The 19,680-nt window shown below is 68.9% G+C and carries 17 protein-coding genes; 8 read left to right on the plus strand and 9 right to left on the minus strand.

Going from position 1 to position 19,680, the window contains the following annotated elements:
• The first annotated feature begins 20 nt into the window (after positions 1 to 20).
• The 3 genes from BMZ92_RS38490 (at position 21) to BMZ92_RS35235 (ending at position 2,264) form a co-directional block, all read left to right on the plus strand.
• Entirely contained in the window at positions 21 to 566 is a 546-nt protein-coding gene (locus BMZ92_RS38490; RefSeq protein WP_245783443.1) for a hypothetical protein, read from the plus strand.
• Positions 567 to 571: 5 nt separating this feature from the next.
• Positions 572 to 1,360, plus strand: a complete 789-nt coding sequence (locus tag BMZ92_RS35230; RefSeq protein ID WP_143250016.1) for a hypothetical protein — start codon at positions 572 to 574, stop codon at positions 1,358 to 1,360.
• A gap of 181 nt (positions 1,361 to 1,541) precedes the next feature.
• Positions 1,542 to 2,264 carry a hypothetical protein gene (locus BMZ92_RS35235; protein WP_091516831.1) on the plus strand — a complete coding sequence of 241 codons (723 nt, stop codon included), beginning with the start codon at positions 1,542 to 1,544 and terminating at the stop codon, positions 2,262 to 2,264.
• A gap of 88 nt (positions 2,265 to 2,352) precedes the next feature.
• On the opposite strand, the gene BMZ92_RS35240 is transcribed toward BMZ92_RS35235, so the two are convergent.
• The 9 genes from BMZ92_RS35240 to BMZ92_RS35280 all read right to left on the minus strand — a co-directional run bounded on the left by BMZ92_RS35240 (position 2,353) and on the right by BMZ92_RS35280 (position 14,448).
• Positions 2,353 to 3,207 (minus strand): hypothetical protein, encoded by an 855-nt coding sequence (locus BMZ92_RS35240; protein WP_091516834.1) that lies wholly within the window; start codon positions 3,205 to 3,207, stop codon positions 2,353 to 2,355.
• Between the two features lie 96 nt (positions 3,208 to 3,303).
• Entirely contained in the window at positions 3,304 to 4,299 is a 996-nt protein-coding gene (locus BMZ92_RS35245; protein ID WP_143250017.1) for a VldE C-terminal domain-containing protein, read from the minus strand.
• Positions 4,296 to 5,333, minus strand: a complete 1,038-nt coding sequence (locus tag BMZ92_RS35250; protein WP_091516839.1) for a replication-relaxation family protein — start codon at positions 5,331 to 5,333, stop codon at positions 4,296 to 4,298. The genes BMZ92_RS35245 and BMZ92_RS35250 overlap by 4 nt, the downstream gene beginning before the upstream one ends.
• Positions 5,334 to 5,380: 47 nt before the next feature.
• Positions 5,381 to 7,888, minus strand: a complete 2,508-nt coding sequence (locus BMZ92_RS35255; RefSeq protein ID WP_091516873.1) for a type IV secretory system conjugative DNA transfer family protein — start codon at positions 7,886 to 7,888, stop codon at positions 5,381 to 5,383.
• 19 nt (positions 7,889 to 7,907) lie between these two features.
• Positions 7,908 to 9,773 (minus strand): VirB4 family type IV secretion system protein, encoded by a 1,866-nt coding sequence (locus tag BMZ92_RS35260; RefSeq protein WP_091516841.1) that lies wholly within the window; start codon positions 9,771 to 9,773, stop codon positions 7,908 to 7,910.
• Entirely contained in the window at positions 9,773 to 10,936 is a 1,164-nt protein-coding gene (locus BMZ92_RS35265) for a PrgI family protein (protein WP_091516843.1), read from the minus strand. The genes BMZ92_RS35260 and BMZ92_RS35265 overlap by 1 nt, the downstream gene beginning before the upstream one ends.
• The gene (locus BMZ92_RS35270) at positions 10,933 to 12,963 is read right to left on the minus strand and encodes a TrbL/VirB6 family protein (RefSeq protein ID WP_245783444.1); all 2,031 of its coding nucleotides are present in this window, start codon (positions 12,961 to 12,963) and stop codon (positions 10,933 to 10,935) included. Before BMZ92_RS35270 ends, BMZ92_RS35265 begins: the two co-directional genes overlap by 4 nt.
• A 112-nt stretch (positions 12,964 to 13,075) precedes the next feature.
• Positions 13,076 to 13,447: a pilin gene (locus BMZ92_RS35275; RefSeq protein WP_143250018.1), complete on the minus strand. Its 372-nt coding sequence runs from the start codon at positions 13,445 to 13,447 to the stop codon at positions 13,076 to 13,078.
• Positions 13,438 to 14,448, minus strand: a complete 1,011-nt coding sequence (locus BMZ92_RS35280) for a disks large-associated family protein (RefSeq protein WP_245783445.1) — start codon at positions 14,446 to 14,448, stop codon at positions 13,438 to 13,440. The genes BMZ92_RS35275 and BMZ92_RS35280 overlap by 10 nt, the downstream gene beginning before the upstream one ends.
• A 709-nt stretch (positions 14,449 to 15,157) precedes the next feature.
• On the opposite strand from BMZ92_RS35280, the gene BMZ92_RS35285 reads away from it, so the two are divergent.
• The 5 genes from BMZ92_RS35285 (at position 15,158) to BMZ92_RS35305 (ending at position 19,595) form a co-directional block, all read left to right on the plus strand.
• Positions 15,158 to 15,922, plus strand: a complete 765-nt coding sequence (locus tag BMZ92_RS35285) for a hypothetical protein (protein ID WP_245783446.1) — start codon at positions 15,158 to 15,160, stop codon at positions 15,920 to 15,922.
• Between the two features lie 23 nt (positions 15,923 to 15,945).
• Positions 15,946 to 16,971, plus strand: a complete 1,026-nt coding sequence (locus BMZ92_RS35290; protein ID WP_091516845.1) for a TRM11 family SAM-dependent methyltransferase — start codon at positions 15,946 to 15,948, stop codon at positions 16,969 to 16,971.
• Positions 16,968 to 17,885, plus strand: a complete 918-nt coding sequence (locus BMZ92_RS35295; RefSeq protein WP_091516847.1) for a hypothetical protein — start codon at positions 16,968 to 16,970, stop codon at positions 17,883 to 17,885. The genes BMZ92_RS35290 and BMZ92_RS35295 overlap by 4 nt, the downstream gene beginning before the upstream one ends.
• A gap of 36 nt (positions 17,886 to 17,921) precedes the next feature.
• Positions 17,922 to 18,329: a helix-turn-helix domain-containing protein gene (locus BMZ92_RS38920; RefSeq protein WP_425425898.1), complete on the plus strand. Its 408-nt coding sequence runs from the start codon at positions 17,922 to 17,924 to the stop codon at positions 18,327 to 18,329.
• A gap of 123 nt (positions 18,330 to 18,452) precedes the next feature.
• Positions 18,453 to 19,595 (plus strand): tyrosine-type recombinase/integrase, encoded by a 1,143-nt coding sequence (locus BMZ92_RS35305; RefSeq protein ID WP_091516850.1) that lies wholly within the window; start codon positions 18,453 to 18,455, stop codon positions 19,593 to 19,595.
• Positions 19,596 to 19,680: the final 85 nt, after the last annotated feature.

Below are 19,680 nucleotides of genomic sequence, written 5' to 3' on the forward strand. Positions count from 1 at the left end.
AACCGGAAGGAGGTGCCCCCATGGACGCCGCACCCGATCCGGACCGCGCGACGTGGTGCGCGCTCAGCGAGATCGTCGGCGACCGCTACCGGGTTTCGATCGCCACCGCCCCAGACCACTGGGCGGAATGCACCTTCCCGGCCACCGACGACATGACCCACCCCCGGGCCGTGACCACGGCCGTCGAACGCTTCACCGGCCGCCACGTCACCACCGTGACCCCGTGCCGCCCCCACGGCGACGGCTGCCCCAGCTACCGGCTCACCGTAGGAGAGGAAATCAATGCCATGACCCAGACACCCGAAACCGAGATCGTCGTCCGCACCTTCACCGAGAACGGCTGCGTCATCACCGCAGTCATCGCGGACCCCGCCGACGCACAACAGACCCTGTACGGCACCGTCACCCGCGACGGGCTGCTGGTCGGCAGCTACTACTGCGCCGACCGCGTCTGGCAGCGTGACTGGCGCATCGTCGTTCCCGGCAACCAGCAGATTTGCCTCGGGTCCGAAAGCGAGGCCGTGTTCGTGCTCACCACCGCCGGATCAGTAGGGGCGGGACAATGACCCCCGTGAAGCGGCAGCGGCTGCCCCACAGCGTCCGCGAAGCCATCGAGAAGTTCGAGTCCCTGCCCGCGATCGCGATTTGGCGAGACTTCCCGCATATAACCCAGGGCGAGCTGAGGCTGACGTTCGAGGCCGGCTGGGATCCCGAGTCCATGTCGCGAGCGTTCGCCAGAACGTTGCTGGAGCGCCAGGTCGACGGCGAGGTGTTCCTGACCTACGGCGACGAGTCCACCCGGCACAGCGCGGGCGGCGACCACTGGTGGGTGCGCATCGTGCTGCCCGATCAGCGGGAACTCAACATCGACTGGACAGCCCGCCAGTTCTACAACCTCGAGCAGCCGCACTCGCCACAGCACCAGGACCTTCCCTGCCCACTGGTCTGGCAGAGCGATCAACCTGGCGAGCCCGTGCACCCGGTGACCGGAACCTACCTGCTACTCAAGTCGCAGCAGGTCGGCGTCAACGATTCGTGCGGCGACGTCCGCGATGGCCGGACGGGACTGCCCCGCGTGCTGTCCAGCCGGTGCAGCACGTGCATCTTCCGACCGGGCAACCCGATGCACCTCGATCCGAGCCAACTCGATCAGATGGTCCTCGAGGCCCTGGCGCGGGGAAGCTGGATCGTCTGCCACGACACCCTTCCCGCAACCGGCAAACCCGTCGGCGCACAAGCCATCTGCCGAGGCTTCTGGGACGTGCACGGCCCCGATTCCCTCGGCTGCCGCATCACCGCGGCCTTGGGCGGCCCCATCTATGCGCCGCCACCCACCGAGGACGACTCGCCGGTCAGCTGACCCTCGGGATCGTCCAAACCAGACTTTCATGGAATTTCCACAACACGCTTGACTTCATCAGGTGAAGGAAGCGTCCATAGTCCTGTAGCCCGATCACACCGGCCGCGCACCGGGGGCTACACCGCCCCGGCCGGGGCATGACCCACCGCACTGCTCACACACCAGTGAATCGAGGGAAGTCATGTCCAGCAAAACCCGCAACCGCACAACTCAGGACACCACCACCCAGCCCAACACACCGGCGGGCCGCACCGACGCCGAGGACAAGCTGTGGGCCGCCCTGCACGCGAACCCCCACAGCACCGCCGCCGACCTGGCCGCCGCGGCGAAGATCGGGAAGTCCACCGCGGGCAAGATCCTCGCCCGATGGGCCGCCGATGGCAGCGTCATCCGCACCCCCGGGATCGTCGAGGGATGCCGACGCGCCGCCGACTCGTGGGCGATCGCGGACGCCCCTGCGCCCGCTGACGGCCCAACCACAGGCACCACGCCCACCGAGAGGGACGTTCAGGGCTGCGAGGCCGACGGCGACGGGAGCGCTGCAATTTCGCCCGTTACCGAAGGTACGCCCACCGACACTGCCTCGCCGGAAGCACCGACCACCACGGAAGCCACGCGACCGGAAACGGCAACGCCAGGCGCGAGTGATGGTGACGGCAGCAGGCAGGCTGAGCGTCTGGCACCCGGTGCTCTGCGCGGGATGGTCGAGGACTACCTGCGCGACCACTCCGGCGACGAGTTCGGACCGACCGCGATCGCCAAGGCGCTGGGCGGAAAGTCCTCGGGCGCGGTGAGCAATGCACTCGACAAGCTGGTGGCCGACGGCACGGCCGTCCGAACGAAGGACAAGCCTCGGCGATTCGCGCTCGCGCCGGCCGAGCACGCCGCCGCAGCACGCAATTAGCCTACTCAGAAGCGTGGTGCCACAACGAGCACCGTTGTGGCACCACGCTTCTTCAGGGTCCGGCATCCGGGCCACTGGGACCCTGGAGCTATCGGGACATGATCGTTGCAACGTTCATGAACACAAAATCTGCGACCTGGCGGCGGAACTGGTCGAGTGTATCCAGCACGTCCTGGGTGTGGTCGGTGGCTAGCGGGAACGATGGGTCGTCCTTCAACACCAGGTTGAATTCGTGCACCACGTCGTCTGAGATACCCTCGTCATGGCCCTCCATGTAGAACAGCACGGAGCCGTTAGCGAGAGTGCCGTCGCCCTGCAGCATCCTTCGGTTGGACGATCCGTCACTGACCCAGTAGAAGAAGTGCGGCCACCATGCCATAACCGCTAGCCGTCGATGCTTGTCGATGTTCCACAACAGGTCAAGGCGGTGTAGTGGATCCCAGTGGAAGTGGTCCTCGTAGGTCTGGTCCACTGCGACGCCGAGATGATGCGCCTGCTCCAGCAGCGCGAATGGCTGGACCGCACGGAGTGCCGCGCGGGCTCTGTCGTTGAAGAGACCGGCAAGCCGACTGTGCAGCACTCGATCGAACTTGCTCGGAGACTCGCAGATTGGAAACTTCGAGCTGGCCTCCTGCTTGTCCGAAAGCGCTCGTCCGTGGCTAACCTGGGCCAGCTCGAACGCCAGATTCTCCAGCGCGCCGCGCAGGTTGTGCAGAACGTCGCCGACCGTAGTGCTGATCGACGGTGGAACATCGCGGTGGTACCGGAGCACGTATGCCACTCGGTCCTGGTAGTCCGTCAACTCGGGCGTGAGCGTGTACGGGTTGGATCGCCGGAAGTCGTCGATCTGCTCGCGCAGCGACTCGATGTGGACACGTGCCCGTTCGGCCTTCGCACACCACGATCTGGTCGGGTCAAGCCAGTCGCCAACGTTGCTGATCACGTCTGAACAATCGTGCAGGAGCGCCCCGACGCTACACGGAACTAGCAAGATCCTTTCGCAAGCCCGGCCCGAGTGCGCCATCCAGCTCGCCAGAATTCAATACATCGAGACGTGGACATGGTCATAGTGGCAGCCGGTGAGGTTCGCCGCGTTCGGGCAGCCGTACGCGCTGGAGCGGTACGGCGCCCACGACGGGTTATCCGCTGACCAGTACTGGCCCTGCCAGATCAGGTACCGCACGCCGAGCGCCGCTTGGTTGGCGATCAGCCAGTTCGCCACCTGCCATCCCTCGACCACCGAGCGCGAGTCACCGGGGTTGAACAGGATGTCGCAGGCGCGCCCTTGCGGGTGGTCGGAGTCGGGGTTGGCCGGACGTGCCTCGTGGCAACCGAGGCCTTGGCCGGTCATGCCGCCCGCTTGGAGAGCTCGGACGAGTGCCAGAGTGCGGGGAGTGATCCTGCCGTTGCTGGTGGGGTCGGGCTCGGTGGCCTGTTCGGGTGGCCATTCCGTGCGCAACGGCCCTCCCGTGCCGCCGCTGGGAAGCGTGCAGGTCACCCCGAGCAGCGCCCCAACGATTTGGCGTGCGCCGCGCTCGTGTTTGGCATAGGCCTCCGGGTAGGCGGAACGCTGGACGGCTTGCGCGGCGGCGGCCAGGTTCATCTGCTGCCAGTTCGGCACCCTGAGCAGGTGGTTGTAGAACTGGGTGGCGGCGTACGTGGGGTTGAGAATCTGCTCCGGCGAGCCCCAGCCTTGGGACGGACGTTGCTGGAACAGGCCGAGGCTGTCGCGGTCGCCGAAGTTCAGGTTGCTCAGTCCAGACTCCTGCATCGCGGCGGCGACCGCGATGACCCACCCGTACTCGGGCACCTGCTTTTGTTTGCCGACGGCGACGATCGTGGCCGCGTTGGCCATCTGCTCCGGCCCGTACCCGGCGACGCCGGCCGTGGGGCCAGAACCGGCAGGAGCACAGTCAGCGGTGTTGCCGCTGCCGATGAGGGCGGCCACGACGCCGGCCGCCGCAGCGGCGACGAGGACAGGAACGAGCAGGACGGTCACCGCAGCGAGGACGGCAACCTTTGCTGCCGAGGTCATCTCCGGGAAGGCTTCGTGCCAGGCGGCATCGGGTAGGGCGGCGGCATCGAGACCGGTGACGTCGGCCGGTTCGAGGTCCCGCCGTTGTCGCTCGGCGGTGCGACATGGGGCCAGGTGTCCAGCAAGGCGGACAGTTTTCGCCGTCGAGCACGGTCGGCAGCATGGTCCAGGGGCAGCCAGACCTCGTCGGCGGGGCTGGGGTGCGTGGCCTCCGGATTGAGCAGCTCGGCTGCGGCCGTCGCGACCGGCACATGGTGCGGGTCGTCCAGCTCACGCCACGCGCGGGCGAGCAGGCGGCGGGCCGCGGCCTCGCGTTTCGCGGTGGGCAGCCAGACCAACAGTGGTGTGGTGATACCGGTCGCCTGGGCGAGCGCGACGTAGCCGGAAAGCTTGCCCGCTACCTTCGCTAGAGCTTCGGTGCCGAAGTCGTACTCGAGGAACCACTCGATTTGCCGGTCGCCGTGCTGCCAGCGGCCATAGCCATCCGGTCGGACGAGGTCCCCGAAGTGACGAGCGCAGCGGGTCTCCGACCACCACGCTGTCAGCTCCACATTCTCGCCGGGCTCCCGACATCTGGCTCGCTCGACCAACGCGGTGAACCACTCGTTGACTCCGACGGTGTGGGCGAGCCGGAGGCTGTGGGCAACGGCGAAGGCGCGGTCGTGCCGGTACCCCATCTCCTTGACATCCCGGCCGTTCTCGGCGGCGAGGACGGTGGCACCCGCCGGCGCGAGGATGTAGTGCATGGGGGCCGTGCCGACCGTGACGAAGGGCTGGAATCGGTCGACCACACCCCAGGTCCACAACTCGCGCAGCCGCATCCGACCGGACCGGAAGCTGGGAAACGCGAGCGCGGTGATCTGGTGCGAGGTGAGAACCCGGTGCTCCCACAGCATCCGGATGATCCACTTGTCGCGCGGAGTTAGCCTCCACGCGAGCATGGCTTGGTGTTCGGCGGTGTTGGCCGCGCGCGGGCTCGGGCGGTTTGCTTTGTGGCCGCGCAGAGAACGCTGCCTGGTGGGATTGGTGATCACGGCGGAGAACCTCCTGCTTTGAGAAAGGACGGCGGCGAATCCGGTTCTCATTCGCTTCGCCGCGGATCCACGCTCCGAGGACCCGTCGCCCAGCCATGGCGAGGCACGGTCGGAGCTGCATCGATTGCTCGTGCACTCGCCTTGCGGCGCGCTGCCGCCCGGATCTCTCGTGCGCGCCCCGGAATGGGCGGCGGGAGTGGTTGAGTCCGAAGGGTGAACGACTGAGCTTCCTCGCCGTTCAGGACGAGTCGGGCGGCGGCGTGGTAGGCGCCGAGGTGGGCCAGGTCGTGGTCGGAGAGCCGTGGCACGGTATGACGGGCCAGCTCACGCGCGTCTTCAGGCGAGGCGTTGAAGAAGATCTTGCTGCGCGCGTTGGTCGAGATGCCTTCGCGAAGTTCGCGGGGAAGCTGGCCGAGGTGCTGGTGTGCCAGCGTCATCGAGGTTCGGAACCCGCGGGCCTCGGCGAGCATGTCCTCGATCGGATAGGGCAGGTTGAGGAAGTTGTGGCACTCGTCGATGACCAAGCTCGCGTCCCTGCGACGGCGCTGCGGGATGCGCGCGCGGCCGGTGATGGCCTGCCAGGTGCGCGCGACGACCAGTGACCCGACCAACCGGGTGGTCTCCTCCCCCAACGAGCCTTTCGGGATGCGCACCAGGCAGATGCCACCGTCGAGCACCTGGTCGAGGTCGACTGTGGAGTGTCCTCCCGCGATGGCGGTGCGGACGAAGGGGCGCAGCAGGAAGGCGCGGAGCTTGTTCATCAACGGGCTGATGACCTGTGAGCGGGCCGAGTCGGTCAGCTCCTCATACCAGGACCAGAAGCCGCGCAGGACAGGATCGGTGATGCCGGCGGTGAGGCGGCCGCGGAAGGCTTCGTCGGCCAGCAGTTTCGGCAGGTCCGCGAGGGTGGCGACGCCTTCCTGGGACCGGAGGGTCAGGCAGGCCGCGCGCATCACATCGTCGGTGCGCGGGCCCCAGAAGGCTGAGTAGACCCGGCGGAACACGGAGACGAGGTTGTCCACCATCAGGTCGGTTTCGCCGCCGTCTAGCGGGTTGAGGCATGGTGGGCGGGCCTTGCTGTCGGCGTCGAAGAGCACGACACGGTCGGCCGCGGAGCGGGGTAGCCGGGACAGGACGTCGGTGACGAGATCGCCTTTGGGATCGATCAGGACGGTTCCGCGACCGGCCTCGGCGTCGGCCAGAACGATCGTGCCCAGCAAGGTCGATTTGCCGGAGCCGGTCGCGCCGAGTACGTGAAGATGGTGTCGGGCGTCGGGGACTCGCAGGGCGACGGGCCGTTCGTGGCCGGTGTCGGTGAGGCCGAGGGGTTTGGCTTCGGGCCCTGGGACGGCGATGCCAGGTGGGGGCGCGATAGCGCGGGCTCCGGCGCGCTGCAGCCCGGGGATGGCCTCGTCGGTCGGGAGGTGTGCTATCGCGGCCAGCTCGGGCACCGACAACAGGTCCCCCCGCGCCAGAAGCCGGGAGTCGATGACCTGCCCGGGGCGGCGGAGGCGGTGTCGCGTGTAGTGGTTGTGCTCGGTGTAGGAAGCGAACGACGCGGCGAGGGCATGTGCGCGACCACGGGCGATCTCCCGCGCTGCGCTGACCGCGTCGGCGTCGGCACTTGCGGGGAGGATGGTGGCGACGGCGTAGCGGACGACGGTCTCGAACTGGCTGCCGCGTTGCTTGGCAACGATAGCCCGGTTTTGTGCCGCGTACTCGAGCGAGGTTTGCGGGTCGCTGTGCAGAGCACCGGTCTTCGTGCGGTGCAGGATCGGGCGGCGGGTTCGCGGCATCCCAGGGGTGGCCGCGTCCAGCAGGCGGCCGACCAGCCACACCGAACTGCCGGTGTGGACCTGCCGCGCGGCGCGGCGGGCTCGCTGGACACGGCGCCCGGTGACCGGGCGGGCCAGGATCTGCACGCAGGCGTGCTCGTTGCGGCCGAGCCCGACCGGCGCGCCGATCAGCGCGCGGATCGGGTCGGCCTCGAAGGCGGTACGGATGGGCAGTGCTTCCGACCGCGCGAGCCGCAACTCGCCGCCGACCACGAGACGCCGCTCGCCGTCGCGGGGAACTGGCAGTGGCGGCTCAGCAGGCCGCACCCGGGTGTGGGCGCCGGGCCACGCGGCCTCGAGGGCGCGCTCGACGAGCCCGGGTGGGATGACGCCGGGCACCCACAACCGGATCGCGACCCCTGCCTCGGAGAACACGTACTCGCAGGCCACGTGCGGTTGTCCGGTGAGTACCCGTCGCCAGCCGGGCCGCAGGAGGCCCACGAGGTTGGACCACAGCGCGGCGCCGCCGGCGGGATCGACGGTAGGCGGGGCGAGCACGGTGACTTGACGTGCGTCGGCGACGAGTCGCTCGTGACACCGTCGCGCCCACCACCTTCGCCCCACGAGGAGCATCGCGACCAGCATGGTGAGCACCGGCACGGCGATCGGGCCTTCATCCACGGCGAGATTGCGGAGTCGGCTCAGCAACGCGACCAACGCACCACCAGGGTCGCGCAGGTAGTTCTCTAGCCAATCGGCGGACGCGGAACGTATCCACATAGGACGCGTCTCCCAGTGATCAAGGGGCATCGAGGCTGATTTCCTCGCCCTCGATGGGCTGAGGACCGAGGTCAACGAACGCGGCTGCGTGGTCGTCGTCTTGCTCGGCGAGTTCCGCCGGGTCGCTGGTGACCAGGTAGTGCTCGGTCGGCGACGCCATGCTCTGGAAGGCCACGCGCTGGGTTCCGGTCGACAGCAGTCCCTGGCCCCGGTCGGCTGCGAGCAGGAACTGGCGTTCTCCGGCGGAGAGGGTGAAGGTGCGGGCGATCTCGTCGATGGCTTGCGGGGCCTGCCGGAGCAGGATCTGGGTCGCCGCGTTGGCCACAACGGCTTTGCCGAGATCAGTGCCGAGGACGTCATCGACGTCCTGGGTCGCCACCGTCAGACCGGCCCAGTACTTGCGGAAGGCTTTGGCCGAACGGAACAGGAACTCGGCACCGGCCTTGTCCTGCAGCAAAAGCCATGCCTCGTCCACCGCGACCATCCGCGGCCGGCGGATCGCGGGGTTCGACACTCGCCGCCAGATGACGTCGAGCGTGAGCAGTGTGCCGATCGCCTTCAGCTGGTCGGGCAGATCGCGAAGGCTGAACACCACCAGGTGTCCCTCGGGCTGAACGGTGCTGGGACCGTCGAAGAGCTGCTTGAACGCGCCCTCGACGAACGGGTGCAGCCGCGCGGCGAGCTCGCGGCCGGCGGTGTCCCCGGAGCTCGCGAGCTGATCTCGCAGTGTGCGCAGCTCGGGCGAGGGGCGGGTCCAGGTGCGGGGATCGGTGGTGATGCCCACGCTCTGGTAAGTCGCGGCGATCGCGCGGTCCAGTGCGGCCCGCTCAGCTGGCGACGGTCCACCGCCGAGAAGAACTTCGATCACGGTGTGCAGGAACAGGCTGCGCCGGACGAGCGCGTCCTTCGGCGCGGTGCGTCGTCCGTCCGGACGTGTGTGGATGGGCAGGTCGAACGGGTTGAGCCGCACTCCGGGCACGCCGAGGTGGACGGTGGTTCCCCCGACAGCAGGCGCGAGCCGGGCGTACTCGTACTCCGGATCGACGACGGCGACCTCGATCCCGCGATACAACGAGCGCAGCAACTCGAGCTTGACCAGGTAGGACTTCCCTGCGCCGGAGCGGCCGAGGATAACGGCGTTGTGGTTGTGCATTCCGGTGCCGAAGCGGTCCCAGTGGACCAGCCCCTGGGAGCCGATGTTGTAGCCGTAGAGCACTCCGGCCGGTGCTGCGACCGAGGTCGGATCGGGCGCGGGCAGGTCCGGGCTGGTGAACGGGAACGCGGCCGACAACGCCGCGGTATCGAAGGTGCGGCGCATGCCGATCAGGTCCAGGCCCAGCGGCAGGGTCGACACCCACCCCTGGAGGCTGCGGTAGGTGGTGTGCTTAGCGTCCAGCAGCAGGCTGGCGCAGAGCGACCGCAGTGCCGCGACTTCCTCGGCGAGAGCGCTCTGGGAGGTCGCGTGGATGGTCAGATACAGCCCGACGCGGAAGAGCTTGCCCTCGCCGCGGGCGACGCGGGAGGACAGGTCGTAGGCGTCCTCGGTGGCGGCCTCAACGTGCGGGTCGAACAGCCGGCCGTGCTCGGCGGTGTGGCGTCGGCCGGCCTCGAGCTTCGCGAGCTGCTTCTTCAACCGGGTGGCGGCGGTGGCAGGGTCGATCGGCTCGACGTGCACGGAGACGTCCAAGCGGCCGGGGTAGGTCAGCAGGGGAGCCAGCCAGCCGGGGTGCACCTCGCGCGGGTAGCCGATGACGGCGAAGCTGGCGACCCATTCGCCGCCGACCTCCAGGTGCCGCGCCCCGACCGACAGCGCGTCCGGAGTGAAGGCGGCCGCGGCCGGGGAGGCCGGTTGGCCAGGCCGACGGTGGTGGCTGCGATGGCGCATCAGAACTGCTCCCCTCGCTCGTCCTCGTAGTCCCAGTCGTCCTCGCCCCACCCGGGCTCGTCCTCTGCACGTGCATCCGCACGCCACCGGGCGGCGTCGTCATCCGCCGGGTCCGAAGCGGTAGTGATGACCTCGTCCGCGCCGGCGAGCCCGGCTGATGGGGGCAAGAGGCTGTCGGGGTTGCACGCCGAGGCCAGCACCGCGGTGGCCTGCCCCGCGTCGAGCGGGGTCACCGTGATCCCGGCTGGGGACAGCAGCTCCACGGCTTCGGTGAGGCGGCGCACCAGGCGCGACTCGGCCGCTCGTCGTGTGGCCGCGTCGGCGTGCCCGAGCGTCCGGTTGCGGCGGCCCTGCAGAGCGGCCAGCCGCCCCGGGCCGACGAGTCCGTCCGGCGGACCAGCTGCGGCGAGCGGTTCGCGCAGCACGATCAGTACCTGCCGTCGCAGCAGATCGGACTCCTGCCCGAGCTGGACCAGGTAGTCGGCGTGCTCGACCGCGGCCGCTTCCAACGCCGGGTGCGGCAGGCCACCCGCGCGCTCGCGCAGCTCGGCGATCTGTGCGGAGAGGTCGAGGCGCTCGGTGCGCACCAGCACCTGAACCGGGGCGGTCAGTGAGTGCAGGTAGCGCCCGAACGAGGCGACCAGTGCCTCCTGCTCGGCCGGTGTCCGGAGCGCGAAGTTCACTGTGCTCGCGACGGCTACGACCGCCAACCCGTCCGGGCCGAGATCCACCACGCCGGTCTCCGTGACGGCCTCGGCAGGCAGGCGCAGCGCGGACGGGGAGACCGGTTCGGTCTCGGGCGGCGGCCTGCGGCGGCCGGCTTCCTGGTCCGCGTTCGCGGTGAGCCACGCGGGCGCCGGGCGGACGCCTTCCGGCGCGGCGACGCGGTGTCGTGGAGCGAGTCGCTGGCGGATCGCCGCGATCAGGAGCTTGTCCAGCGGGACACCGTCGCGCTTGCCCAGGGCGAGCGTCACCGACGCCGCGCCGACCGGAACCGCGAAGGCGGCGAACAGCGGGATCGGCAGGAACGCGCGCGTGGCGAGCCACACCAGGTACAGCGCCGCTCCCGCAGCGGCGAGAATGCCCAGCTGGCGCGCGGTGAGCGGGCCGAGCACGCGGTCGTGCATGTCGACGTCGGCAGGAATGCGAACGGGTTCGGTCATGACGTGCTACCTCCTGACTTGCGTCGTCGCACGGCCGTCGGCGGTGGCGGGGTCACGCGCGAGCGCGGCTTCTTGGCGGACTTGGGCAGGTCGAGCGGGAGTCGCAGGTGCCGTCCGGCCTGCGGTGCACGTGCCTTCGACGGTGGTGGCGGCGCGGGCTTGGGCGGCACGCGTTTCAGTCCGTCCAGGGGCAGCGGGTACTGGCCGGAGCGGGTCGGTCGGCTGCCCTGGTAAGGGTCGAACGGCAGCGGTGGCTGGACCACGCGGCGGCCGGTTCCGCGACGAGCGGGAGGCGGTGGCGGGCTCGCCGGCCGAGGCACCTTGCGCAGGCCGTCCAGCGGCAGTGGGTACTGACCGGACCGGAGCGGCCGGTTGCCCTGATAGGGGTCGAAGGGCAGCTCGAGTTGTTTCCCGGTGCGCCCGTGAGGCGCGCGCCGAACGCCCGCTCCCGCGGCGCCCGTCGCGGTGGAACGCGACGCCGCGCGCGGAACGTCGAAGGGCAGACGGAACTGCCCGTCGCGGCCGAGCACCGGCTTGTTCTCGGGCCAGTCATCCCCCAGCGGCAGCGCCAGCTGGCGACCCGATTTGCGCGAGGCTTTCGGCTCTGGTGCCTGCTTCGGCTTCGGCTTCGGACGAGTCCGGCGCAGGCCGGGCAGCGGCAGCACGTACTGTCCGCTCGCGGTGGTCCGCGGCTCGGCTGAGCGTGTGGGCGAACTGCCACGGCTGCTGCCACCGGTAGCTCGGGGCGTCCGGCGCTTTCCGCCGCCCCCGCCCAGAAGCCCGAACGTCTTGTAGGCGAGGAAGCCCCGGACGAGCGATCCGATCAGGCTGCGGCCGCCTCCGCCGCGGATCGAGCCCAGGATCCAAAACGGGATTTTCAGCAGGATGTACATCAGCGCGAGGGCGATCAGCAGGTTGATCAGCCCGGAAGCGGTCGGCCCGAACAGCGTGAACCCGCCGGGGGTGAAGAACGCCTTCAGCGCGGTGATCAGCGTCAGACTCTGGCCGAGCTGGATCGCGAGGCAGCCTCCGTAGGCCTTCCACCACCAGTAGGCGATGCCCTCGGTTTGCGGCAGGGCGTGGAACATCAACGCCAGCGGCGCCGCGACGATCAGGATGATCGTCAACGCGACCCGCACGACGTAGGTCACCAGCAGCGCGACGAGCAAACCGGCCAGGACGAGTCCGATGAAGACGATCCACATGCCGCCTTTGAGCGAGCCCATGACGAGGTCGCGCAGCGCCACGCCCGCGGCACTCGCGTCGAGCCCGCCGCCCATGATGGCGGCGACGAGGGCGTTGGCGATCTGGATGCCCTTGGTGGCCCCCCACAGGCTCAAAGCGCCGGCCAGGAACCCCACCACGAGGCGCGGCGCGATCTCCAATGCCGAGTGCCGCGTCTGGATGGTCTGGTAGCTCATCACGATGACCCCGGCGATGAGAATCAGCAGGCCGTAGGAGACGAGCAGGATCTGCCAGGAGTTGTCCCACAGCTCGCCCACCCGCGGCAGCGAGTCCGGCGTCGGGGTGGTCAGCAGCGTCTTGGACAGCAGTTCGAGCAGCGGGTTGAGCGCGCTCTCGACGATGCCGCGGAAGAACCCGTCGATCACGTCGGTGATGCAGGCGCCGATGTTCGTGAGGCCGCAGTTGTCGCCGGTCTCCTCGCCCGGAGCGGGCTGTTCGGCACCGGGCGCCGTGGGCGGCGTGCTGGTGCCGGGCTGCGGGATGCAGCCCTCACCGGTGCACGGCGGAGCGGTCGAGGTCGGCGAGGACGGAACGCACCCGTCCTGCAGCGAACCGGGGAAGCAGGGGACCGAGGTCGGCGCCCCAGTCGGCATTGGCAGCGGCACCTCGGGAAACGACGGTGCTGTCGTTGGCGCAGGCAGGGAGCACACTGGAGAGCCGGGTTCGCATGGCTCGATGGTCGGGAGCGGCAGTGGTTGCGCGGCGACCGGCGGCGCCATCGACGAGCCGGAGTTGAGCGCAGCGACGGCAAGCGTGCCGCCGAGCAGAACGACGAGGCTCACCGCCAGCCCGACTAGCGCCCGGCCACGAGTCAGCGTGGGTGACCGCACCTTCCAGCGTGATGGCGGGGTGGCGAGTTCCCGACCGTCCGGCGTGTTCGAGGGGCGCATCAGCTCACGCCCCCACGATGCCTTTAAGCACCTCGACGACCAGCGGGGCGAGCGCGGCCAGAACGTAGCCGATGCCGGCGGCCTTGAACGCCTCCTTCGCCTTCTCCTGCTCCCCCGGGTCGCCGCTGCCAAACACGCGCCGGACCCCGCCGATGGTGAGGAACACCGTCGCCAGCCCGGCGAGGATGCCCATCAGCCAGTTGCGAATGTTGTTGAGTACTTCCTCGACGCTGCCCGCGAGCGCGAGCACCACGGTCTCCGCGTGCGCGCTCGCACCAGACGTCAGCAGGGCAAGCACGACGAGCTCGGCCAGCAGCAGCGTCCGACGGCGGCGGTGGCGCCTGCACGGGGGGCGAGGAGTTCGGGTCAGGCGCATCGCGGCTCTCCCGGAGTCGAGCCCGGCCGCCGCTGCGGCTGCTCGGGCGAAGGGGTGGCGTCCGTGCGGGAGGCTGGTTTCGTCCCGCACCCCTGAACTCCGGAAGACGCCGCCTTCGGGGACACACGCGCGCTCGATTTCTTGCCCGCACGACTACTCAGATCGGTTACGCCCCGTGATGACCTGGGCTGGACAATGGCGATCGTGTCGGCCACCTGAGTCGCCACATCGGACTCGCCCTGAGCGGCATCGGCGTCACGCCGCATGTCCTCGAGAAGGTAGGCGACGAGACGCCGCTCAGCCCGCTGCCGGGCCTTCTTCGCGGCTTGATACGACACGTCGCGCTCCGCCGCGGCATCGGCCAGCGGCACTCCTTCCAAGCGGGTGGCGCCGATCAGTTCGGCCTCGGTTGCGGTGATCGCACCCTCGGCCACAGCGCGGGCGAGAACGAAGTCGGGATGACCCCATGGCGCCGGTGGGAGCGTGGAACGGAAGCCGTGTCCCGACGGCACAGGCGCGTCCAGCGCCTCCCGGACGCAGGCGTGGCCGGCGCGGTAAGCGGCCCACCGAAGCCGGAGCATGATGCGCGGCTTGCGCAGGTCGATGGTCCCCAATTCGGTGACGAATCCGGCGAGTACCGCCGCATGAATGTCGCTCGGGTCGCCCGCGAACTTCGCGGACAGGGTGGCGGCGATGGAGGTCAGCGCGGGCAGCGCTACGCCGACCGCAGCAACCGTCCAGGTGCCGCCTTCGGTCCGCGCCAGCAGCACCAGGTGCGCCCACACCGCATCCCGCAAAGTCTGCGGACACCGGCGCCGGAGCAGCCGGTCACGCAGCTCGTTCAGCGGCACTCGCCGCCGCGGCAAACCAGCGAACAAGCGGCCATCAACCGTCACCGGATGATCCCCGGCAACCAGCCACTCGAACGCCGCCCGGGCAGCGTTCAACGGCATCGCAGCACGCCCGAAACCCGAGCGCGGAACGGCATCACGCGAATTCATGAGTTGACTCCCGAAACGAGTCGGAACAACGACTCGCCCAGGACGCCACACCAGGTATTACCAACCCCTGACCGAACCGGCACTGAACTAGTACGAACGGCAAACCGACGATCTCGCGCCAACCATTTCAAGATCGACTTCAACGGTCGTCGGGAGACCTCTCCAGATCGACGCGCAGACCTGGTAATACCCGCCTAGCTGCGACTTTGTCGCCGCGGTACCAGGTCGGTACCAGTTTGGTCAGACCCGCTGAGACACCGCTTGACCGGCGATTCGACGACACCCAGATGAGAACTCAGAATCCCGAGGAAAGGCCTCGCTAAGAATTCGTCTGGCTCACCGAAAAAGCGCACGGCACGTGTCCCCCAAGGGCGTGTACGCCGGAGTTCAGGGGTGTCATCAGCGCGACGCACCAGCGGACGCGCTCGCCGTCTCAGAGGGGATACTCGTGACCACGCCCGACCGTCCCGGCCGTCGCACACCCCGTAAGCAATCCGGCTCAACTCGCTCGTCCTCAACCCACCCGAGCGGACCCCGCAGCCGCGACCGCAGGCCCTGGCCAACCGCGCCGACCACCACCCGGCCCAGCCCCGCCAAGCCCGCCAACGCCACCCGTCGATCCCGGTCGAACGGCCTCGCCTCGACACCGACTCCGGCCACCGTGTGGCCGGCAGGCCCATCTCCGATCTCTCTCCGTACGACCTGGCCCGTGGCCCTCATCGACCGAGTCGTCATCGCATTCAGCACACCCGGCGCGCGGGTCGTGCTACTCCCCTGGCCATCACCACAGGGCCCGCCGCTGACACTCACGCCCATCGGTCCGGACGGTGTTATCGATCGCGCTCCCGACGCAGATCTGGACCCCGAACTCACCGACGCCCTGCACGCCGTCGAACGCCTCGGCCGCACTGCCCAGATCGATCGCGTGCCGCACCCGACGGCGAACGACGCCCCCGCCTCAGCACCCTTCTGGGCAGACCTGATCGGAGGCACCGATCCGGCGCCGACGACCTCTGCAGTCGCTGTGAACGACGCCGTGACAAACGAGGACACGAAGCACAGCGGCGGCGCAGATCTGATCATCTCCAGCTTGCTGCCCGAACTGTCCGGCGACCAATCCGCCGACCTTGTCGCGCTGTTTGCCGCCCGCCGGCTCCGCGTCGGCGGCGTACTCGTGGTGCTCACGCATTGTGACTGGACAACTGGCCAGCTCACCGACCCGACCGGCGCCGTCGTCGCGGCCGGACAGAACGCCGACCTGCTCTACCTCCAGCACATCGTCGCGGTCCACACGCCCGTTCGTGACGGCCAATTCGACCTACCCGACGAGCACTGGGACGGCGCTGGCGACGCCGAGCGCGCGCGGCACCGGGCGAGGGTGCGCAGGCTGCCACTCCCCCATCGCCGCATCCACTCCGACGTCCTCGTCTTCACCCAGCCCTACGGCCACCAGCCACAGGCCGACAACACCTAATGCACCTTCATCGCCAGGAAGGCATGCCCGTGACAGACGAACGCTGCACACCGGCTTCCACCGCCGACGAGCCGACGCGACCCATCCCCCGCGCACTCATCGACGCGCTCGACCGCGCCGGCGAAGACCAGGCCGCGCTCTCGGTGTGGACCACCGCGCAGGTCTCTCCCGCATCCCAGCGCCGCGGCAAGTACATGCCCGAGTCGACGGCGCACCCGGCCAAGATGCTGCCCGACGTCGCTCGCCATGCGATCGAGCACTACACGAAGCCAGGTGAGCTGGTACTCGACCCGATGTGCGGCATCGGCACCACCCTCGTCGAAGCCGTCCACCTCGACCGCCGCGCGATCGGCATCGAATACGAACCCCACTGGGTCGCAGTCGCCCGATCGAATCTCGAGCTGGCCCGCACGCAGGGCATCGAACACGACGCGCACGTCATTCAGGGCGACGCCCGCCAGCTCGTGACACTGCTGCCGCAGGAGTACGTCGGCCAGGCCGCGCTCGTGGTGACCTCCCCGCCATACGGGCCGTCGACGCACGGGCGCGTGGCCGTCGCGCCCAGCGAAGGCATCCAGAAGTACTGGCACCGCTACGGCAGCGCCCTCGACCGTGGCAACCTCGCCAACATCGGGCACCACCGGCTGCTCGCCGGGTTCACCCGAATCCTCGCCGGCCTGCGCACCTTCCTCCGGCCCGGCGGCCACGTCGTCATCACCATCCGCCCCTGGCGCGAGCACTCCGAACTCATCGACCTGCCCGCCCAGATCCTCGCCTGCGGCCGCGCCGCCGGACTCATCCCCACCGAGCGCAACGTTGCGCTACTCGCGCGCGCCGCGGAGACCGACCTGGTCGCCCGCGGCAGCTTCTTCCAACGCGACTTCATCCGCAAACAGCGTGAAGCCGGACTCCCCCTGCACCTCATCGCCCACGAGGACGTGGTCGTCTTCCGCACAGCCCAACACGGAACGGCCGCAACCTCGGCAGCGCAGGTGACCACCCGTCGTCCGCCCCGCCACCACTCCCGCACGACGGGCCGGGCGGCATGACCACTCGCCCAGAAACTGCCGGTGTCGAGCCCGCCTTACGCCTGCTGTCCCTCGGCGCCGGGGTGCAGAGCACGACGGTGCTCTTGCTGGCCTGCGAAGGCGCCATCCCCCGGTTCGATGTCGCACTGTTCGCCGACACAGGATGGGAACCGCGGGCCGTCTACGCCAATCTCGACCGGCTTCGAGCGCATGCCGAACGCGCTGGCATTCCCGTGCGACGTGTCTCGGCGGGCAACATCCGGACCGACGCTCTCGACCCGAAGCACCGCTTCGTCTCGATGCCCCTGCACACCCTCAACCCCGAGGGATCCCGCGGACTCGCAAGGCGTCAATGCACCAGCGAGTACAAGATCACCCCGCTGAAGAAGGCAGCGCGGGAGTTGCTCGGATACGCACATCCGAAGCGAGTGCCGCCCGGTGTCTATGCCGAGCAGGCCATCGGCATCAGCACCGACGAAATCGGGCGGGCCCGAGACTCCGGCGTGCGGTTCCTGCGCAATGTCTTCCCGCTGCTCGAACTCGGCTTCGACCGGGAACGGTGCATCGAGTTCCTCCAGGATCGGGGCTTCGGGGAGACGGTGAAGTCCGCCTGCGTCGGTTGCCCGTTTCACGGCAACGCGGGCTGGCGCTGGATCAGGGACCACGACCCGGAAGGGTGGGAACAGGCCGTCGAGTTCGACCGCGCGATCCGCCACGGCTACCCGCACGCCTCGAAACACGGACAGCCGCTCCGTGGTCAGTACTTCCTGCACCGCTCCTGCAAGCCGCTCGACGAAGCCGACCTCGACACGCCAGCGCGACACCTGCGGCTGGTTCCGACGCCGGCGACGCTCGATGAGGACGGCGACCCGGACGGCTGCTCGCCCTGGTCGTGCCGCTCCGGCGCTCCAGTCGGCCAACCAGACGCCGCGTGAGCCACCCCGCGCTGCGTGACGAACGGGAGGACTTTCATGACCATCAACGACCGGCCGAGCGCCGCCTCAGGTCGCAGGGCGACCGACATTGCCACACCTCTTGCTTCGCCACTGGCCGCCGAGCCCGCCCGTTCCGACACCCAGGGCGCAGACCGCGGCATTCAGCCGCTCACCGACCAACTGGCGGCTGATCCGGCCCCCGTGTTGTTCACCCCGGCGCAGGCGTCCGAGTTGCTACAGGTTCGGGAGTCATGGCTACGCCGACGCGCAGCCCGCCGGCAGGTGCCCTGCACCTTCCTCGGAAAACACCTGCGGTTCTCCCGCGCCAACCTGGAGCAGATCGTCGCTGACGCGGCCCTCCCGGCGGCAAACGCCCAGCGCAGGACTCCGGGGACCGGGGCATCTCGACGCCCTCGAAGCCGCAGCAGCAGCCGACCCCGCTGAAGCACACATTCTTCCGCCCGCTGACCACATTTGGGTTGCTTTTCTCCGCAAACGGAGCGTGGATACGACCGTGCCGGATTTCCGGCACGGCCATATCCACTCCTACAGGAAAGAAAACCAACAATGGCTTGGGTAGAAAAACGTCGAGGCGGTTTCCGCGTCCGCTATCGACTCGACGACGGAACGATCTTCACCGAGAGTGGCTTCGCCACCCAGGACGAAGCGGAGGACCGCGCAGCCGACGTGGAGTCCGACCAGCGACGACGCCGGTTCACCGACCCCCGGCTGGCGCAGACCACGATCGACGAGTGGATCCGCGCATGGTCCGACGCCCACCACGCCGCGGACGTGACGCTAGCGACCTACGACTCACACATCCGCAACCACATCCTGCCCCGCTGGTCAGGAACGGCCCTCGGCGACATCGCACGAATCGAGGTGAAGGGGTGGGTGAACAAGAAACTGCGCCCCAACCTGGCCGACAAAACCGTCCGGGACATTCTCGTGTTGTTCTCGATGATCCTGGGCGAAGCCGTGGACGAGGGACTGATCGGCGCAAACCCGTGCCGGAAACTCCGCATCAGCTTCGACGACCGCCCCGAACGGCCCCACGCCAGCGCCGACGAAGTCGACGCACTCGCCGGCCGGATGAAGCCGGACGAGGGACTCATGACCATCACCGACGCCTACACCGGCATGCGCTGGGGTGAGCTGGCCGGGCTGCAATGGATCCGCACCTACCTCGACGAGGACCCGCGCATCGAAATCGACCCCAACTTCGGTGCCCTGCACGAGATCCGCGGACGCCTGGAACTCGGACCGCCGAAGACCCCCGCGAGCGTCCGAACAATCCACCTGCCGCCATTCCTGGCCGACCTGCTACGGGATCACCGGGAGCGCAACCCTGACGGGCGGTTCGTCTTCACCGGAGCCAACGGCGGACTGCATCGCCGGTCCAACTTCCGCCGACGCGTCTGGCTACCCGCCCTGGCCGGCGACGAGAGCCACGGATGGGCCCCACTCAATCAGGGCATGCACTTCCATGACCTACGTCACACACATGAGACGTGGCTGATCGAAGACGGCGTCCCGCGCATCCTCCGGCTGGTACGCCTGGGACACAAGCGCAAGGACACCGACGACCTCTACTCCCACGTGACTGACGTCATGGTCAAGTCGATGCTGGCCGCGCTGCAACGACGCTGGGAGCAGGACGGCGGATGGAGCTGGGACGAAACCCCAGGTCAGGAGCAGGATGCTGCCTAATGTTTATGTCAAGCAGCGGTAGCCGTGGTGTGTCGGTAGTCGGCCTGGTAAGGCTGGCGGGTGCGCAGGAGCGCGTAGAGGACGT

Origin of the sequence: Amycolatopsis sacchari, from assembly GCF_900114035.1 — a bacterium.
In the GTDB taxonomy this organism is placed as follows: Bacteria; Actinomycetota; Actinomycetes; order Mycobacteriales; family Pseudonocardiaceae; genus Amycolatopsis_E; species Amycolatopsis_E sacchari.

What these genes read in the sequence shown, in the direction of transcription:
- BMZ92_RS38490 (WP_245783443.1), top strand. Translation starts at nt 21, where the DNA reads ATGGACGCCGCACCCGATCCGGACCGCGCGACGTGGTGCGCGCTCAGC.
- BMZ92_RS35235 (WP_091516831.1), top strand. Translation starts at nt 1,542, where the DNA reads ATGTCCAGCAAAACCCGCAACCGCACAACTCAGGACACCACCACCCAG.
- BMZ92_RS35245 (WP_143250017.1), bottom strand. Translation starts at nt 4,299, where the DNA reads ATGACCTCGGCAGCAAAGGTTGCCGTCCTCGCTGCGGTGACCGTCCTG.
- BMZ92_RS35255 (WP_091516873.1), bottom strand. Translation starts at nt 7,888, where the DNA reads ATGTGGATACGTTCCGCGTCCGCCGATTGGCTAGAGAACTACCTGCGC.
- BMZ92_RS35260 (WP_091516841.1), bottom strand. Translation starts at nt 9,773, where the DNA reads ATGCGCCATCGCAGCCACCACCGTCGGCCTGGCCAACCGGCCTCCCCG.
- BMZ92_RS35265 (WP_091516843.1), bottom strand. Translation starts at nt 10,936, where the DNA reads ATGACCGAACCCGTTCGCATTCCTGCCGACGTCGACATGCACGACCGC.
- BMZ92_RS35275 (WP_143250018.1), bottom strand. Translation starts at nt 13,447, where the DNA reads ATGCGCCTGACCCGAACTCCTCGCCCCCCGTGCAGGCGCCACCGCCGC.
- BMZ92_RS35280 (WP_245783445.1), bottom strand. Translation starts at nt 14,448, where the DNA reads ATGAATTCGCGTGATGCCGTTCCGCGCTCGGGTTTCGGGCGTGCTGCG.
- BMZ92_RS35290 (WP_091516845.1), top strand. Translation starts at nt 15,946, where the DNA reads ATGCCCGTGACAGACGAACGCTGCACACCGGCTTCCACCGCCGACGAG.
- BMZ92_RS35295 (WP_091516847.1), top strand. Translation starts at nt 16,968, where the DNA reads ATGACCACTCGCCCAGAAACTGCCGGTGTCGAGCCCGCCTTACGCCTG.
- BMZ92_RS38920 (WP_425425898.1), top strand. Translation starts at nt 17,922, where the DNA reads ATGACCATCAACGACCGGCCGAGCGCCGCCTCAGGTCGCAGGGCGACC.
- BMZ92_RS35305 (WP_091516850.1), top strand. Translation starts at nt 18,453, where the DNA reads ATGGCTTGGGTAGAAAAACGTCGAGGCGGTTTCCGCGTCCGCTATCGA.